Genomic DNA, 16,304 nt, shown 5'->3' with positions numbered 1-16,304 from the left:
CTCTGTCTGCATCGGGTTTTCTTGATGATTATGGAAATTTCTTTTCTACAAAACAGACTTTTTCATAATCTAACCCGATGTACAACCCTTCTGTGAGATTTCCGCGTCGAAATTGGAATCAGCTTCGCCGCCATCGGCATCATCGTCACCTGGAGCATGATCCTGCTCAGTCAGATAGCGTATCGTCGAGCGGTCGGACGCGGCGAATTGCCGCCTCCGACGTTCCGCATGCCGGGTGCGCCCTTCACATCGTGGTTGACATTGGCCTTCCTTGCGGGCGTGGTCGTCCTGATGGCCTTTGACTATCCAGCGGGCACATGGACCGTCGGCGCCACACCCGTCATCATGCTGCTGCTGGTCATCGGCTGGTATCGTATCCCCAAAAAGCCCCCCATGCTCATGCCCGAAACGGTCCCTTCGGCCGAACTGACGGACCGGGTGCTTCCGTCACGGACTGCCTCCTCCAAATGAGAAAAATCGCCTTATAGTTTTCATATCCCGGATGCAGGACAGAGGTGGCGAAGCGCCTTCGGTCGTGTAATTGTGTCGCGGCTTGAACCGGACCAGACAGACCAGTGCGCTTCGCTCGAGGCACGGGAGCATGGTTGGGGATCGGCTTAGCGTGCAGTCCCAGGCACGCATCACGTGTTGAGAAAAAAGGGATCGAGAAGAATGTCCAACGACCGGATGAAAAGCCAGATGTCCACGAAAGCGGGGTTCATCGCCGCCCTCGACCAGAGCGGTGGATCCACCCCCGGCGCCCTCAAGGCCTATGGTATTCCCGAGACGGCCTATTCCAACGATGAGGAAATGTTCCGCCTCATCCATGAGATGCGCGTGCGCATTATTACGGCCCCCAGCTTTACGGGCGAGAAGGTCATCGGCGCGATCCTGTTCGAACGCACGATGGATGGAGAGGCCAACGGCAAGCCCGTCCCCACCTATCTGTGGGAAGAACGTGGCGTGGTGCCTTTCCTCAAGATCGACAAGGGCCTTGAGGACGAAGCGAAGGGCGTACGCCTGATGAAGCCGATTCCGGGACTGGACACGCTGCTGGCCCGCGCAGCGAAGTTGGGCGTCTATGGCACGAAGGAACGTTCCGTCATCAACCTGCCGGATCGCGAGGGCATCGCCGCCGTTGTGAAACAGCAGTATGAACTCGCCCATCAGGTCGCTTCCCACGGACTCGTGCCCATCATCGAACCGGAAGTGCTGGTAAAAAGCCCGGACAAGAAGGGGGCTGAAGCCATCCTGCATGACGAACTTGTCAAGGCGACCAACGCTATGCCGGGCGATTACAAGATCATGCTCAAGGTCACGATTCCTGAGCAGGCCGATCTTTACGCCGATCTCGTGAAACACCCGCGTGTCGAGCGTGTTGTGGCCCTCTCGGGCGGTTATCCGCTGGATGAGGCATGTGAGCGCCTGAAGAAAAACCATGGCATGATCGCCAGCTTCTCACGTGCGCTGCTCGGGGGTCTCCAGCACGGCATGTCGGACGCGGAGTTCGACGCGACCCTCTCCAAGACCATCGACAAAATCTACGACGCTTCCGTCAACAAAATCTGAATGCTGCGGCCACACACCGATCCATATCGACCGGATATGGATCGGTGTGTTTCCATATAGTGGTTATCGCAACGAGCAGGCGTCACACTCCCTCCACGCACAGAGTCGGCTGATCGTGTCGGCCCTACTCTCTGGAGGAACTGCATATGCTCAAGACATTCGATTACAAAATGCCCAAGACCTATACTGTCGGTCATTACCTGTCCGAACGTCTGGGTCAGATTGGTTTGAAAGATCATTTCGCTGTCGCGGGCGACTTTAACCTCGTCCTGCTCGATCAGCTTCTTGAAGAAGGCTCCACAAAGCAGCTTTATAGCTGCAACGAACTGAACTGCGGCTACACGGCTGAAGGCTACGCCCGCGCCAATGGCGCTGCGGCCATGATCGTGACGTTCAACGTCGGTGCGCTGTCGGCCATCAACGCCATCGGCTCCGCCTATGCCGAGAGCCTGCCGGTGATCTTCGTCTCTGGCGGCCCCAACACCAACGATCAAGGCTCCGGCCACATCCTACACCACACGATCGGCAACTCGAACTACGGCTATCAGGCTGAGATGTTCCGCCACGTCACGTGCGCCACGGAAGTGATCCTGTCCGCAGAGAACGCTCCGGCCCAGATCGACAACGCCATCCGCACGGCGCTGCGCACCCGCAAGCCCTGCTACATCGAGATCCCCTGCAATCTTGCTGGCGCTGAGTGTGTGCGTCCCGGTCCTGTGGGCAGCCTTCTCGCTGAGACGACCCCCGACAAGGTCAGCCTCGATGCCGCTGTCAAAGCTGCGTGCGACTTCATCGAGACCCGCAAGAACCTTGTCATCCTCGTCGGTAGTCGCGTGCGCACACTGGGTTCGCTGGAGCCGATCGTGGCTCTTGCTGATCGCATCGGTTGCGCCGTGACCGTGATGGGTGCCGCCAAGAGCTTCTTCCCCGAGACGCACAAGGCATTCCGCGGCGTTTACTGGGGCGAAGTCAGCTCTCCGGGTGCACAGGAACTGGTCGAGAAGGCCGATGGCGTGATCTGCCTCGCCCCAATCTTCAATGACTACGCAACGGTCGGCTGGCAGTCCAAGCCGCCTGCGTCACAGGCCCTGATCGCCGATCTGGCCGAAGTCACGGTCGATGGCAAAAGCTACGCAGGTTTCCACCTTGGCGCGTTCCTCGCCGCGCTGTCCGAGAAGGCTCCGAGCCGTCCGGCCACGGTCGAGAACACGAAATACACGCCGGTTGCCATCCCCTCTTCCGCACCGGGCGTGCCGCTGACCAATGACGAAATGGCACGTCAGATCAATGCGCTGGTCGATGGCAAGACCACGATCACGGCCGAGACGGGCGACAGCTGGTTCAACGCCATCCGCATGCATCTGCCCGAAGGCGCGCGCGTCGAGACGGAAATGCAGTGGGGCTCCATCGGCTGGTCCGTGCCGGCGGCCTTGGGCAACGCCATTGGCTCACCGGATCGCCAGCACATCCTCATGGTGGGTGACGGTTCCTTCCAGCTGACGGCTCAGGAAGTCGCCCAGATGATCCGCTACGAAGTGCCGGTCATCGTGTTCCTTGTGAACAACCGTGGTTATGTCATCGAGATCAAGATTCACGACGGCAATTACAACTACATCAAGAACTGGGACTACGCCGGTCTCATCAAGGCGTTCAACGCCGAGGACGGTCAGGGTCTGGGCCTCCATGCCCGCACGGGCGCGGAACTGGCCGATGCCATCGAGAAAGCCAAGGCCAACAAGAAAGGCCCGACCTTCATCGAGTGTCACATCGCCACCGAGGACTGCACCGACACGCTCGTCCAGTGGGGCAAGAAAGTGGCCGCGGCCAACAGCCGTCCGCCGCAGAAGAACTGAGGTTTCTCAGACTTCGTGTTTGCGCCCGCCCCGGCTATTGCCGGGGCGGTGTCGTATGAAATGATGTGTTTCACCCACATGTGTCCTTCAGGTCACATGAACATGATTCGTTCTATGATCAGGGACATGGCGGCCGATGCCAGCCGCGCCCATACTCGACAAGATATCGAGACGCGGGCAATTCCGGCGTCAGACGACGGCGATGGGTCCCTCCGAGGTCGACTCGCGCCCATAATGAGGAAATGTTCATGCGCGTAGGGTTGTTTGTTCCGTGTTACGTCGACGCATTCCACCCCGAGGTCGGGCAGGCGACACTTGAGTTGCTGGAGCGTTTCGGCTGCGACGTGGACTACCCGTTCGATCAGACCTGCTGCGGTCAGCCCATGACCAACACGGGCTGCCACAAGGAGTCGAAAGCGACGGAAGAGCTTTTCGTCCGCAACTTCAAGGATTTTGACTACATCGTCGGACCATCGGGAAGCTGCGTGAATCATGTCCGCAACAACTTCGATGCCGTAGAGCAGACGGACGAAGTCAAACATGTCCGCGAACACACCTATGAGCTGGTGGAGTTCCTGCACGATGTGCTGAAAGTGGACGCCTTTCCGTGGGCCGAGTTCCCGCACAAGGTCACCCTGCACAACAACTGCAACGCCCTGCGCGGCCTCAACATCGCCAGCATGACCGAATTGCGTGAGAAGAAATTCTCCAAGCCGCGCGACCTGTTGTCCAAGGTAAAGGGACTAGAACTGGTGGACATCACGCGTCCCGATGAATGTTGCGGTTTCGGCGGCACATTCTCGGTGTTCGAGGAAGCCACCTCCGCCCGCATGGGGCAGGACAAGGCCCGCGATCAGGCCAAATCGGGTGCGGAATACGTCACGTCTTCCGACAGTTCATGCATGATGCATCAAGAAGGCTGCGCACGGCGTCTCGGGCTTCCGACCAAATACATCCACATTGCACAGATCCTGAATGGGGCACGGGCATGAGCATCGAGAATCAGGCGGCGCCCACGACGCCCGCCGGTCGCACCGGCGACGGCGCTCCGGCCAATCTCACCCATGGCGCGGGCGCATCCGTCACCATGCCGCCGCGCGGTCCGGAGCCGCAGCCACGTGGTGCGATCATTCGTGGCAATCACCCGATCGACCAGCAGGAAGCCGCCCGCCGCTTCATGGCAGCGCCCCAGCATCTGGCCATGCATGACCAGCGGCTGTGGGATCTGCGCCAGAAACGCGACAAGCAGAAAGACACGATCGAGGAATGGGAAGACCTGCGCCAGCTCGCGTCCGATATAAAGACGCACACGCTCACGCATCTCGATACCTATCTCGAGCAGTTCGAGCGCAATGCAAAAGCCAATGGCGTGATCGTCCATTGGGCCAAGGATGCCGATGAGCATAACCGCATTGCCGTCGATATCCTGAAGTCCAAGAACGCCAAGCGCCTTATCAAGAGCAAATCCATGCTCACGGAGGAATGTGGCTTCCGTGAATATGCGGGCGATCAGGGTATCGACGTGGTGGAAACCGATCTTGGTGAGCGCATCCAGCAGTTGGATGACGAAGCACCAAGCCACGTCGTCGTGCCAGCCGTTCACAAGCTGCGCACCGATGTCGCGGAAGTCTTCGCCCGCACCCTTGGCTCCGATCCCAACGATTCCGATGTCAGCTACCTGACAGAGCAGCAGCGTGAGCACACGCGCCCGCTCATCCTGACGGCGGATGCAGGCATGACCGGGTGCAATTTCGCCGTGGCCGAGACCGGCTCGGTCGTGGTCTGCACCAATGAGGGCAACGCGGATCTGTCGGCCAACACGACGGGACTGCACATCGTCTCGATGGGTATCGAGAAGATCATCCCCAATCTGAACTCGCTGGCCGTGTTCGTGCGGATGCTTTCGCGCAGCGCGCTCGGCTCGCCCATTACGCAGTACACCTCGCATTTCCGTGGCCCGCGTCGCGGGGCGGAAATGCACATCATCATCGTGGACAACGGACGCACTGACCGTCTAGGGCTGGAGAAGTTCTGGACGTCGCTCAAATGCATCCGCTGCGGTGCGTGCATGAACACCTGCCCGGTGTTCCGCCGCTCGGGCGGTCTGAGCTACGGCGCAACCTATGCCGGGCCGATCGGGCTGATTATCGATCCGACCTTCAACCGTCACAAATATTCGACGCTCCCATTCTCCTCCACGATGAACGGAAGCTGCACGAATGTCTGTCCGGTGAAGATCAACATCCATGAGCAGATCGCGGACTGGCGTCAGGTTCTGGCCGAAAATCACGAGATTCCGGCTTTCAAGAAATCCATGATGAAGGCGGCCGGTGCCTTGCTGGCGTCCCCGCGCCTCTATCGGGCGAGCCTGCCCATGGCCGATAGCGCGCTGCGTCATATTCCGCGCTTCATGCTCTACAACCGCATGAACACATGGACACGCGGACGCGAAATGCCGTCGGTGCCGAAAGAAACCTTCCACCAATGGTTCAAGCGAACCCGTGGCAAGGACGGAAAGAAGAAGTCATGAGCAGCACAGACAGCCGCGCGGCCATCTTCGCCGCCATCCGCGCCAACCGTCCCAATGTCCAGCCGCCCCAGCCGGATGTACCGCTTTTTGACACCAAGGCCCCCACCGATCTGGTGGCGGCCTTCTCCGACATGCTGGGCAAGATGGGCGGTTCGGTGCTGGATCCTCAGGGACAATATCCGATCAACGCTCTCCGCGCCGCCGTTGCCAATAAGGGCATCATCGCTACAGCGGTGCCGGAATTGCACGGTGATCCTTCTCTCCAGATCCGGCAGGTTCTGCCCGACATGGACCCACATTCTCTGGCGAATGTGGAAATCGGTGTTGTCCGCGCGGCTTTCGGCGTGGCGGAAACTGGCTCCGTATGCCTGACAGACACGGAACTTCAGGTGAATACGCTGGGCTATCTGCCGCAGCACCTGATCGTTCTGCTCGATCCCGCCCGCATCGTGCCGAATCTCCATCACGCGTATCGTCAGCCGGAGTTCCACGAACACAACTACGCTGTGTTCCAGACCGGCCCGTCCGCCACGGCGGATATTGAGGGTGTGCTGATTCACGGCGCACAGGGCGTGCGTTCATTGCGTGTGCTGTTCTGCGCGCCACAGGCAGGCTGAACGCCTTTACCTTGCGCAAAAAAGGAGGCTTCGGCCTCCTTTTTCATGTTCCACGCTCTTCGCAAACACGAAGTTTATGACACGGACCTGATGCGAGATGGGATAAGAGAAAAACGGCATCAATACCCGTCGCCACCAATAAACCCGGACTATATCGCGGAGCAGAACCCCGTGCGACACCGAGGTCTTCACGCCCCATAAACCCCCACATGGCATCCACTCAGTACAGTGGATTATTGCTAACTGTGGAGGAATGCGACTGATGACAGGACGCCATGCACCATTCTGTTATGGGATGGCTCAGGACAACAGTTTTTATTCCTTCGATACCCAAGCGGGACGCAATGCGGTCGTCCTCCTTGCAGGCCACCTCCCGGCCAGCACGATCACTCCTTTCTGCGAAGCATTCTCCGCTGCCTCTTCCCTGTTTGCTCGGCATGACACCGACATCGTGCTGCTCGTTGGGAGCACAAGTCCGTATGTTCCGGAATTTCTTGCTCTGAGCTTTCTTGGTGTCACGACTGTTTTCTGTATGGAAGAGTTCTTCGCGCATTATGGTTTCTCCAATGACATGCCCGAATCTTTCGTGATGGACCGTGCAGGGAGAATCATCACCGCACTCGATATGACGTCCCCTGCAACATGCGTCACCCACACTGAGAATGTATTGGCTGCCCTGATCAGTGAAAAGCGACGTGAAGTCGGACTCCCAGCCCCTCTTCTTCTGGTTCCGCATGTATTCGATGCAGCTTTCTGCCATGATCTGATCGATATTTTCGAACGCTCACCGCAAACACAAGGCGGAATGGCCAGTACTGGAATGAACGGCAAACCGGTACATCGTATCGATGAGAACAAGAAGAAACGTACCGATTTCCTCGTGCCGCCCGATAGCGATCTGGCGCGGCACATCCTTGAGCGCCTAGATACCTCCTGTGTGCCGGAAATCAAAAAGGCCTTTCAATTCGAGGCGCAGCATGTCGATCGCCTCGTGCTGGCGCGTTACGATGCTCCCAGCGGCCATTTCCTTCGCCATCGTGACAATCTGGCGCCAGCGGTCATGTTCAGGAAGTTTGCCCTCTCATTGAATCTCAACACATCTGAATACGATGGCGGATTCCTGACATTCCCCGAATATAACGATCATTATTATAAACCACAGACTGGAGCCGCCATTATATTCTCGGCATCCCTTCTGCACGAAGCAACTCCGGTTACACGGGGAAGCCGTTATTGCCTTCTGACATTCTTCCACTGAAGTCATTCCATGGATAATCACAAGACGACAGTCATCGTGTCCGCAAAAGACTTAAGACATTTGCCCCGTCGTATTTACGGACTCAACTCCAGACCACCTTCCTCAAACGACACCATCTCCTGAGCCGGTCCGCAGAGCGTATGCCCATCAAACCCCACACGCAGGCGGCGCTGCCCCCAACCCACAACCGCCCGCGACGGTGAGACACATCGACCGCGCCCATAAACATCACCGGAAACCCAGTAAAGCGAAGCTCGCCATGTAGAATGCGGGGCCATCACGACGGTCTGGGAAGGATCGACGCGGGCCTTACGCTCTCCCTTGGCAAGCAAGCGCCCTTGCGCGTCCTCAAGACGGATGACGGGATAACGGAGCAAAGAGCACGATGTGTCTCCATGATTGGTAAAGACAAGCCATGTTCCACTGTGTGACATGCCGTCGAATTCTCCTTGTCCTCCATTGAGGTGCAGGGAAAGATCGGCCGGACGGCAAGTCTTGTCCTTTGTTGCGGCCCAGACGGGCCGAACAAAAGCCACAGTCAGAAGTAAGCCTGTCAGGAGCTTTCCTCCACGCATGTCGGCTGTCTCCTTGCTGTAGCCTATGCAGGAAACGGTTGAGCCTGCGGGGCAGTTGCATCGCGAGAAGCTTCCTGGCTCATGGCACGATCCAGCGATGCGTGAGACCGATAGCGTGCATGATGTCGCTGCTTTTCGTATGAAGCGCTGCGTCACATCCCTCGAAAAATTCATCGATAATCGGGTAATGGTCGTACTGGATGTGAAACGGAGGAATACCCCCCGCCGCCATCAGCCCATTCCACCAGCGTTGGTTGGCAAGTGCCGCTTCAAAAGTGCTCGGAGGATAATCCTTGAGTGCGCGAGCGACGTTTTCACATGGCCCATCGAAAGGAACATGCAGTCTTTCCAGATTGACCGCAGACTGAGCCTGACCATGAGAGGGCACCAGCCAGCCCAGCGTACCCGTCAGCGCCATAAGGCCCAATGTCTTCGTTCGTCTCATCTTCTCCAGACAGATTGCACAATCCGGTAAATCCTTCGCGAAGATCAGTGCACCACCAACCCACCGTCCCACTTGGAAAAAAAACGGACCCGTCCTACGACAAAAGACCATCGGATGCGTTCTTTCTTCATGGAACGATGTTCCACCTTATTTTGCCCTCTCGTCCGGACCCCCGCATGTCGTCAGAACGCGTTCCCCCTGCACTCCTTCCAGCAACAGCGGAGACCGACTCCTCCATCGGCAGTATTGCCCGCCTTCTTCGCCTCACGCTTCTCGTTGCCATCACCATGCTGTCGATCTGGCTGATCGGCGATGTCATCATGGTCGTGTTCGCCGCCACCCTGTTCGCTGTCATCCTGCATGGCATGGCGCGGGCCGTTCATCGTCGCACCGGTATTTCCAACGGCATCGCACTGGTCATCGTCTGCGTGCTTCTGGTCGCCATCGTGGTGGGCATCAGTTGGACGAGTGGATCGGACATCGTGGCGCAGGCCGCCCGTCTGAAGGACGCGCTGACAACACAGGTCATAGCCCTGCGCAACCAACTCGAAGCATGGCCACAGGGGAAAATCCTGCTGGACTACCTGCCCGCTTCCCTCGGTGGAAATGGCGGTGGTTCGAGCAACAGCGGCGGGCTGATGTCATTGGGCTCACGCATTGCGGGGTCCATGACCGGATTCCTTGGCTCGGCCTTCGGCGTGCTGGGCACCATGGCCGTGGTACTGATCGCGGGGCTGTATTTTGCGGCATCCCCAGCGCTTTACGCCAACGGCATGCTGCGCCTCGTTCCGCACAAATGGCGCGGCAAAGGGCGCGAGGTCATGCTGGTGGCCGCCGATACGCTCTGGGCATGGGTCGTGGGGCAGGCTTTGGACATGGCCGTGGTCGGCATCCTCTCGGGCGTGGGTCTGTGGATCATCGGCGTGCCGCTCGCACTTTCGCTCGGCTTCCTTGCCGCGCTCTGCAACTTCATTCCCTATATCGGCGCCATTCTGGGAGCCATTCCCGCATGTCTTCTGGCACTCTCGCTGGGGCTGCGCGAAACCGCGATGGTGGCGGCTCTCTACACAGTGGTCCAGTTCTTCGAGGGCAACGTCATGGCGCCCCTTATCCAGCGCAAGGCCGTGTCCATGCCGCCGGGTGTGACCGTCCTCTCCCAGACGTTCTTCGGCGGCATCTTCGGTGCGCCGGGGCTGATCCTCGCGTCTCCGCTCACGGCCATGCTGCTTGCCGTGGGAGACCGCCTGACCCCGAAACTGGATGATGATGAGCGTATCTAAATCGTACACCCGCAGGCGGTGGGCCTGCCTGCTCGCCGCTCTCTCCGTTCTTTCCGGCTGTTCTTTTTACAATAAAGCCGAAAAGCGCATGTGCGCGCGCAGAACGCCCGATCCATATCTTCTGCGCCAGTCGGACATGGCCGATTTCATGGCGCAATGCGGCCTGACAAACTACGCTGACGCCAGCGGCAAGGTGCATCTGCATTATCTGCCACCCCGAGGAGACGGCACAATTCCCGTCGAAGCCAATGCGGCCTTCGCCGTGAGCGAACCGGGCGGCGCACATGGCCGCGTGTGGTATCTCTGCATGCCGGTGCCCAAACTTGTGCCAGATCCCTCCCCAACCGGCACGCCCACCATCACCACGACAGAAGCGGTCTGCCGCTATGCTGGATCGGGCATGAACCGCATGAGTCTTGTGCAGGACGCCGACGATGCGCGGACCCATGATCCGCGCAACTGGTGAAATGTGTCATCACCGAGCCGTCGCAACACTGGCAAAACCCGACCGTGGACGCTAAATGCTCCCCTATGAACGACCTCGACTATTCCCGCGCCTCGGCTGAGGCCGCCCCCACTCCGATCGTGATCGCTCCGCAGCCGGTGCTTCGCCAGACGGCACGGCTCGTAAAGCCCGAGGACATGAAGGCGCTTCAGGCCACCTTGCCCGGCATGTTCGCGGCCATGTATCAGGCACCCGGCATCGGTCTGGCCGCGCCGCAGGTGGGCATCAGCCAGCGCTATGTTCTGGTCGATCTGGGTGAGGAAGAAGAGCGCCAGCCCATGGTGCTCATCAACCCCGAAATCCTTACGGAAAGCGAAGTGCTGACCCCGCGTGAGGAAGGTTGTCTGTCACTTCCCAACCAGTATGCCGAAGTGGTGCGCCCCGAAGCCGTGCGCGTGCGCTACACCAGTGTGACGGGTGAGACGTGTGAGCGGGAGGTCGATGGGCTTCTCGCCACCTGCATCCAGCACGAGATCGACCATCTGGACGGCATTCTGTTCGTGGATCATCTCTCCACATTGCGGCGCAACATGATCATGCGTCGTCTTGCGAAAGAGCAGAAACTGAAACGGCACTAAGCCCGGTCTTTTCTGCCTGTCCGTATTCTGACCTGCCGGAGAGCCGGACCTATGCGCCTAGCCTTCATGGGGACGCCCGATTTCGCCGTGCCGGCCCTCTTCGCCCTGCACGAAGCGGGCCACGAGATTGTGGCTGTCTATACGCAGCCACCCCGTCCCGCCGGACGCGGCAAGGCCGTGCGCCCCTCCGCCGTCCAGCAGGCGGCTGAATCTCTGGGAATCGAGGTCCGCTGTCCCGTCAAACTGCGCAACAACACGCAAGAACAGGCAGCCTTCTGCGCACTCGATCTCGATGCGGCCGTGGTCGCGGCTTATGGGCTGATCCTGCCCGCCCCCATGCTGGAAGCCCCACGCATGGGGTGCCTGAACATTCACGCCAGTCTTCTTCCCCGCTGGCGCGGCGCGTCTCCTATCCAGAGCGCCATTCTGGCCGGTGACACGGAAAGCGGCGTAACCATCATGCAGATGGATGTGGGACTGGACACAGGCGCGATGCTGGCATCCGTCAACATCCCCATCACGCCCGTCACCACGGCCAGCACACTTCATGACGAACTTGCAGCACTCGGCGCAAAAATGATCGTGGACGTGCTGAAACAGCGCCCGCCCGCAGTGCCGCAACCGGAAACCGGGATCACCTATGCCGAGCGCCTGACGAAAGAGGATGGCCACATCGACTGGAGCCAGCCGGCAAGCCGCATCGACCGGCAGGTCCGCGCGCTCACGCCGTGGCCCGGAACCTTTACGACACTGGATGGCGTGACGCTGAAGATTGGCAGCGCCGAGATCGTGGCCAGTGAAATCTCCGGCACCCCCGGACAGGTGCTGGACGATGCTTTGACCATTGCCTGCGGAGGCGGCTCAGCGCTGCGGATCATCCGACTCCAGCGTCCCGGACGCGGCATGATGGACACGAACGCCTTCCTGCGCGGTCAGCCCATTGCGCCGGGCACCCGTCTGGGATCATGAGCGAGGTTTATCCGTGGCATGCCGACAGCCACGCGGCCGAGGACCGGCAGCGCTGGGCGGTAAAGATCGAATATGACGGGCGCGGTCTGGTCGGCTGGCAACGCCAGAAAAACGGTCTCTCGGTGCAGGAGTTGCTCGAAGACGCGGCCCAACGCCTTGCGGGTGGGCGGAAAGTGCCCAGCATCACGGCGGGACGCACGGATGCCCGCGTGCATGCCACCGGACAGGTCGCTCATCTCGACTTTCCGGCGGACATGCCGCTGAACGGGCGCTCTGTCCGTGACGGTCTGGGCTATCACCTCAAGCCGCATCCCGTGGTGGTGCTCGCAGCCGCGTCCGTCGCCCCCACATGGAGCGCGCGTTTCTCCGCCGTGCGCCGCCGTTACCGCTATCGCATTCTGAATCGCGCCAGCCGTCCCGGTCTGGAGGCCGATCGGGTCTGGCATGTCCGGCATCCGCTGGATGTCGCGGCCATGAACGAAGCGGCCCGCCTGCTGCTGGGACAGCACGATTTTTCAACCTTCCGCGCAGCCGCCTGTCAGGCGAACAGCCCCATCCGTACACTGGACCGGCTGGAACTGGTGTGCGAGGGAGAACTGATCCATGTCGAGGTGGAAGCCCGCTCCTTCCTGCACCATCAGGTACGCAACCTCGTGGGAACGCTTCAACTCGTGGGATGCGGCCGATGGACACCCGAACAGGTGAAAGCGGCCCTTGAAGCGCGGGACCGGCGCGCGGGAGGCCCCACGGCACCCGCGGAAGGGCTGTATCTTGTAGGAGTGGATTATGATCCCGATCCCTTCGAACGCCTCTGATCTGGAGGATCTCAACCCGTTCGCGCTCTTGCGCCAAAAGGCGGCTTGCGCCAAACCGAGCCTTTCCTTCCGAGCGACGGGAGATGCCCGCACTGACGAACCCGTCGCTCCTGATGCCGCCAACGGCAGGGGTCTGAAGATTCTCTCATGATTTCTACGATCATCGGTCGATTCATCGTCCTGTGCGCCAAGCGCGCGTGGCTGGTTGTTGCCATTTTCATGACTCTGGCCGCCGCCGCTGTATGGGTAAGTTCGACGCATCTTGGCGTGACCACGGACACGGACAAGATGCTGTCCGACAAGCTGGCCTGGAAACAGCGCTCCGACATGATGGGGCGGCTTTTTCCGCAGAAGGACAACCTTCTCGTGGCCGTGATCGAGGCGGACCTACCTGAGGAAGGCCGCGCGACCGCCCGTGCTCTGGCGGCAAAGCTCTCGGCCGATCACGAACATTTCAACTACGTCCGCCTCCCCGATGACGACCCGTATCTCAACCGCAACGGGTTGATGTTCCTCGATCCGAAGCCGCTGGCCAAGGTGCTCGATGACACTGTGACCGCCCAGCCTTTCCTTGGCGCACTGGCGGCGGACCCATCCGCGCGCGGACTGTTCGATTCACTGGGGCTGATTGCTCAGGGGATCCAGCACGGTCAGGCCAATCTGAGCGGCTTTCAGACGGCCCTGAACGGTTTTGCCGACAATCTGGAAGCGGCGGCCAACGGGCACCCAACACCTCTTTCATGGCAGCGGCTTCTGGCTGGCAGCCTGACGGACCTCGCCGGGCGCTACCAGTACGTCATGACGCAGCCCAAGCTGGATTACGGCTCCTTCCAGCCGGGTGGCGCGGCCACGAGCGCGATGCAGGCCGCGTCAAAAGATCTGGAATTCGTGAAATCCGGCAATGCGCACGTCTATCTGACGGGTGAAGTCAAGATCGATGACGAAGAGTTCGCCACCGTTGCCGATGGCATGGTGACGGGCCTTCTGGGTTCTCTGGTTCTTGTGACGGTCTGGCTGACGCTGGCCGTCCACACGTGGCGCGTCATTATTCCCATCGTGGTCACGCTCGTCACCGGCCTGTTGTTCACCACGGGTTTCGCCGCCATTGCAGTGGGCACGCTCAACCTCATCTCGGTTGCGTTTGCCATTCTGTTCGTTGGCATCGCCGTGGATTTCGCCATCCAGTTCTCGGTCCGCTTTCTCGGCCAGCATCCCACGCAAACCGGTGAAGCCGGTCTGGAAGAAGCTCTCTTCCAGACGGGAGAAGAGACGGGTCATCAGATTTTGGTCGCGGCCCTCGCCACGGCTGCTGGCTTTCTGGCCTTTACACCCACGGCCTTTCTCGGCGTGGCCGAACTGGGTGAGATCGCGGGCATTGGCATGATGGTGGCGTTCGTCTGCACCATTGCCCTGCTCCCTGCCCTGCTTCGGATTTTCCGCCCTGCGGTCGATCACCCTCGCACGGGCTATCTGTTCATGAAGCCGGTGGATCAGACCATTCGCCGTTGGCGCAAGCCACTACTCGGCCTGTTTGCGCTGATCGCCATCGCAGGCATGGCCCTCATTCCCAGTCTGAAATTCGATGGAGACCCGCTGCACACCAAGGATCCCAAATCCGAAGGCATGCGGACACTGCATCTGCTGATGGCCAATCCGGTCTCATCGCCCTACAGCGCGGAATATCTAGCCCCCAATCTCGATGCGGCGAAAGTCATGGCGGATAAGGCCGCCAAGCTTCCGGGCGTGCATGACGCAATGTGGCTTGGCTCCTACGTGCCGACCGATCAGGACACCAAGCTTGCCCTGATTCAGGACGCCGCCCAGATCCTGCTGCCCACTCTCATCGTCCCGTCCGTAAAGCCCGCGCCTGACGCCGCTGCCATCAAGGCGTCGGCTTCCGCCACGGCATCGGCTCTGGGCAGTGTGCTCACGGGCTTGGATGCGAAAGATCCTCTGCGCCGTATTCAGGCGGCCCTGAGCCGTCTGGCCACCGCATCCGATGATGTAGTGCTGAATACGAACACAGCATTGGTCCGCTTCCTGCCGATGCAACTCGACACCCTCAAGACCGTCCTTTCGGCCACGCCTGTCTCCATCAAGGACGTGCCCGACATCATCCGGCGCGACTATCTGCTCCCCGATGGGCGCGCCCTCGTGGAGATCCATCCCTCCGGACTGGTGTCGAGCAATGATGCGCTGCACCGGTTCGTAAAGACGGTGCAGCCGCTCTCGCCCGATATGGCGGGCTCGGCGGTGGACATCGTGGAGAGTGGCCGGACCATCGTGCATGCCTTCACCACAGCGGCGCTGTCAGCCATCGTGATGATCGCCATCATTCTCCTTGTGGCCCTGCGCAAGGTGCTGGACATGGGGCTGGTCCTCGCCCCGCTGCTGATGTCAGCGCTGATGACCGTGATCCTGATCGTGTGCGTGCCCGAGACACTGAACTTCGCCAACATCATCGCCCTGCCGCTGCTTTTGGGTGTGGGCGTCTCGTTCAACATCTATTTCGTGATGAACTGGCGGGCCGGTGTGAAATTCCCGCTTGCTTCCCCCACCGCGCGGGCGGTTCTGTTCTCGGCCCTGACAACCGGCACGGCTTTTGGTTCGCTAGCTCTGTCGCATCACCCCGGAACCGCCAGCATGGGACGACTGCTGCTGCTCTCGCTGGGCTGCACGCTGGTGGCGACACTGGTGTTCGTGCCCGCACTTTTGCCGAAACGTCCCATCGACGAGGCGTAGTTTTCCCCTTTTGGGTGAGCGATAGAAAACGCGGGAGCCAGATGGCTCCCGCGTTTTTCGTGTGCATTCACATTTCCGTGATAATCAACGCAATAGAAAGCGCTATTAAGTAACGAAACGTATCGTTTCGGAGACCTTCATGACGCCTCGAGATTCCTTGGGTCTTTCTCTGACCTTGAAGGGAGTTCTGTTTATTGGCTTGTGTCTTGCTGCCACACCATTGGCCAAGGCGGCGATACAAACCTCCTTCTCCTCAGCCGAACAGCACGAAGACAAGGCGATCCCTGCCGTTGTGCAGGTCTATCGGGAGATCGGTCTCTCCGTCACCGGCTCATGGAACCACTATAAGGCAAAGCCTCTCGACAGTGCGGCGTCGAGAGACAAAGAGATGGGCTGGATTCCGGGCTTCCAGATGAATGCCTCGACCATGTTCCGTATCCAGAACATCCGTCATCTCCTCGTCGCCCTGCACTTTGTCCTTTAGCGATGGACACATCGAGGACCATGCCCATTTCCACAGTCCATGGTTTCCCGGTGGGTCCGCGTCGTACACCGCACAGCCCAAAAG

16 protein-coding genes are annotated in these 16,304 nt (G+C 59.9%); 14 read left to right on the top strand and 2 right to left on the bottom strand.

Annotated features, from left to right (window positions below):
* Positions 1-111 precede the first annotated feature (111 nt).
* From GOB87_RS12605 to GOB87_RS12575, 7 genes are all read left to right on the top strand, one after another.
* Positions 112-471 carry a hypothetical protein gene (locus tag GOB87_RS12605; RefSeq protein WP_306415892.1) on the top strand — a complete coding sequence of 120 codons (360 nt, stop codon included), beginning with the start codon at positions 112-114 and terminating at the stop codon, positions 469-471.
* A gap of 201 nt (positions 472-672) precedes the next feature.
* The gene (locus GOB87_RS12600) at positions 673-1,569 is read left to right on the top strand and encodes a fructose bisphosphate aldolase (protein WP_166317385.1); all 897 of its coding nucleotides are present in this window, start codon (positions 673-675) and stop codon (positions 1,567-1,569) included.
* A gap of 170 nt (positions 1,570-1,739) precedes the next feature.
* Positions 1,740-3,422 carry an alpha-keto acid decarboxylase family protein gene (locus GOB87_RS12595; protein ID WP_166317394.1) on the top strand — a complete coding sequence of 561 codons (1,683 nt, stop codon included), beginning with the start codon at positions 1,740-1,742 and terminating at the stop codon, positions 3,420-3,422.
* Positions 3,423-3,670: 248 nt separating this feature from the next.
* Positions 3,671-4,414, top strand: a complete 744-nt coding sequence (locus GOB87_RS12590) for a (Fe-S)-binding protein (RefSeq protein ID WP_166317382.1) — start codon at positions 3,671-3,673, stop codon at positions 4,412-4,414.
* Between the two features lie 95 nt (positions 4,415-4,509).
* Complete coding sequence (locus GOB87_RS12585; RefSeq protein WP_242006400.1) at positions 4,510-5,952, top strand: lactate utilization protein B; 1,443 nt, start codon at positions 4,510-4,512, stop codon at positions 5,950-5,952.
* Positions 5,949-6,569, top strand: coding sequence for a LutC/YkgG family protein (locus GOB87_RS12580; protein WP_166317376.1), 621 nt, complete (start codon positions 5,949-5,951; stop codon positions 6,567-6,569). Before GOB87_RS12585 ends, GOB87_RS12580 begins: the two co-directional genes overlap by 4 nt.
* Before the next feature lie 262 nt (positions 6,570-6,831).
* A complete protein-coding gene (locus GOB87_RS12575; RefSeq protein WP_166317373.1) occupies positions 6,832-7,827 on the top strand; it encodes a 2OG-Fe(II) oxygenase in 996 nt (331 codons plus the stop codon).
* Between the two features lie 74 nt (positions 7,828-7,901).
* Here the strand turns inward: GOB87_RS12575 and GOB87_RS12570 are convergent, their stop codons facing one another.
* Both GOB87_RS12570 and GOB87_RS12565 read right to left on the bottom strand, forming a co-directional pair.
* Entirely contained in the window at positions 7,902-8,402 is a 501-nt protein-coding gene (locus GOB87_RS12570) for a DUF4232 domain-containing protein (RefSeq protein WP_166317370.1), read from the bottom strand.
* 79 nt (positions 8,403-8,481) lie between these two features.
* On the bottom strand, positions 8,482-8,847 hold the full coding sequence (locus GOB87_RS12565) for a hypothetical protein (protein ID WP_242006394.1): 366 nt from the start codon (positions 8,845-8,847) through the stop codon (positions 8,482-8,484).
* Positions 8,848-9,023: 176 nt separating this feature from the next.
* Between GOB87_RS12565 and GOB87_RS12560 the strand changes: the two genes are divergently transcribed.
* The 7 genes from GOB87_RS12560 to GOB87_RS12530 all read left to right on the top strand — a co-directional run bounded on the left by GOB87_RS12560 (position 9,024) and on the right by GOB87_RS12530 (position 16,220).
* Complete coding sequence (locus tag GOB87_RS12560; protein WP_166317368.1) at positions 9,024-10,127, top strand: AI-2E family transporter; 1,104 nt, start codon at positions 9,024-9,026, stop codon at positions 10,125-10,127.
* 88 nt (positions 10,128-10,215) lie between these two features.
* A complete protein-coding gene (locus GOB87_RS12555; protein ID WP_166317365.1) occupies positions 10,216-10,593 on the top strand; it encodes a hypothetical protein in 378 nt (125 codons plus the stop codon).
* Positions 10,594-10,658: 65 nt separating this feature from the next.
* Entirely contained in the window at positions 10,659-11,210 is a 552-nt protein-coding gene (def, locus tag GOB87_RS12550; RefSeq protein WP_166317362.1) for a peptide deformylase, read from the top strand.
* Between the two features lie 51 nt (positions 11,211-11,261).
* Positions 11,262-12,179: a methionyl-tRNA formyltransferase gene (gene fmt, locus GOB87_RS12545; RefSeq protein ID WP_166317359.1), complete on the top strand. Its 918-nt coding sequence runs from the start codon at positions 11,262-11,264 to the stop codon at positions 12,177-12,179.
* Positions 12,176-12,994: a tRNA pseudouridine(38-40) synthase TruA gene (gene truA, locus GOB87_RS12540; RefSeq protein ID WP_166317356.1), complete on the top strand. Its 819-nt coding sequence runs from the start codon at positions 12,176-12,178 to the stop codon at positions 12,992-12,994. The genes fmt and truA overlap by 4 nt, the downstream gene beginning before the upstream one ends.
* Before the next feature lie 147 nt (positions 12,995-13,141).
* Positions 13,142-15,736, top strand: a complete 2,595-nt coding sequence (locus GOB87_RS12535; protein WP_166317353.1) for an MMPL family transporter — start codon at positions 13,142-13,144, stop codon at positions 15,734-15,736.
* Between the two features lie 139 nt (positions 15,737-15,875).
* A complete protein-coding gene (locus GOB87_RS12530) occupies positions 15,876-16,220 on the top strand; it encodes a hypothetical protein (protein ID WP_166317350.1) in 345 nt (114 codons plus the stop codon).
* Positions 16,221-16,304 lie beyond the last annotated feature (84 nt).

Origin of the sequence: Acetobacter estunensis, assembly GCF_011516945.1 — a bacterium.
Taxonomy (GTDB): domain Bacteria; phylum Pseudomonadota; class Alphaproteobacteria; order Acetobacterales; family Acetobacteraceae; genus Acetobacter; species Acetobacter estunensis.
Note: the sequence above shows the minus strand (reverse complement) of the source record. Positions and strands in the feature narration are given on the sequence as shown.

What these genes read in the sequence shown, in the direction of transcription:
- GOB87_RS12560 (WP_166317368.1), top strand. Translation starts at nt 9,024, where the DNA reads ATGTCGTCAGAACGCGTTCCCCCTGCACTCCTTCCAGCAACAGCGGAG.
- GOB87_RS12575 (WP_166317373.1), top strand. Translation starts at nt 6,832, where the DNA reads ATGACAGGACGCCATGCACCATTCTGTTATGGGATGGCTCAGGACAAC.
- GOB87_RS12600 (WP_166317385.1), top strand. Translation starts at nt 673, where the DNA reads ATGTCCAACGACCGGATGAAAAGCCAGATGTCCACGAAAGCGGGGTTC.
- GOB87_RS12530 (WP_166317350.1), top strand. Translation starts at nt 15,876, where the DNA reads ATGACGCCTCGAGATTCCTTGGGTCTTTCTCTGACCTTGAAGGGAGTT.
- def (WP_166317362.1), top strand. Translation starts at nt 10,659, where the DNA reads ATGAACGACCTCGACTATTCCCGCGCCTCGGCTGAGGCCGCCCCCACT.
- GOB87_RS12570 (WP_166317370.1), bottom strand. Translation starts at nt 8,402, where the DNA reads ATGCGTGGAGGAAAGCTCCTGACAGGCTTACTTCTGACTGTGGCTTTT.
- GOB87_RS12565 (WP_242006394.1), bottom strand. Translation starts at nt 8,847, where the DNA reads ATGAGACGAACGAAGACATTGGGCCTTATGGCGCTGACGGGTACGCTG.
- GOB87_RS12585 (WP_242006400.1), top strand. Translation starts at nt 4,510, where the DNA reads ATGCCGCCGCGCGGTCCGGAGCCGCAGCCACGTGGTGCGATCATTCGT.
- GOB87_RS12555 (WP_166317365.1), top strand. Translation starts at nt 10,216, where the DNA reads ATGTGCGCGCGCAGAACGCCCGATCCATATCTTCTGCGCCAGTCGGAC.
- GOB87_RS12580 (WP_166317376.1), top strand. Translation starts at nt 5,949, where the DNA reads ATGAGCAGCACAGACAGCCGCGCGGCCATCTTCGCCGCCATCCGCGCC.
- GOB87_RS12595 (WP_166317394.1), top strand. Translation starts at nt 1,740, where the DNA reads ATGCCCAAGACCTATACTGTCGGTCATTACCTGTCCGAACGTCTGGGT.
- GOB87_RS12535 (WP_166317353.1), top strand. Translation starts at nt 13,142, where the DNA reads ATGATTTCTACGATCATCGGTCGATTCATCGTCCTGTGCGCCAAGCGC.
- truA (WP_166317356.1), top strand. Translation starts at nt 12,176, where the DNA reads ATGAGCGAGGTTTATCCGTGGCATGCCGACAGCCACGCGGCCGAGGAC.
- fmt (WP_166317359.1), top strand. Translation starts at nt 11,262, where the DNA reads ATGCGCCTAGCCTTCATGGGGACGCCCGATTTCGCCGTGCCGGCCCTC.
- GOB87_RS12590 (WP_166317382.1), top strand. Translation starts at nt 3,671, where the DNA reads ATGCGCGTAGGGTTGTTTGTTCCGTGTTACGTCGACGCATTCCACCCC.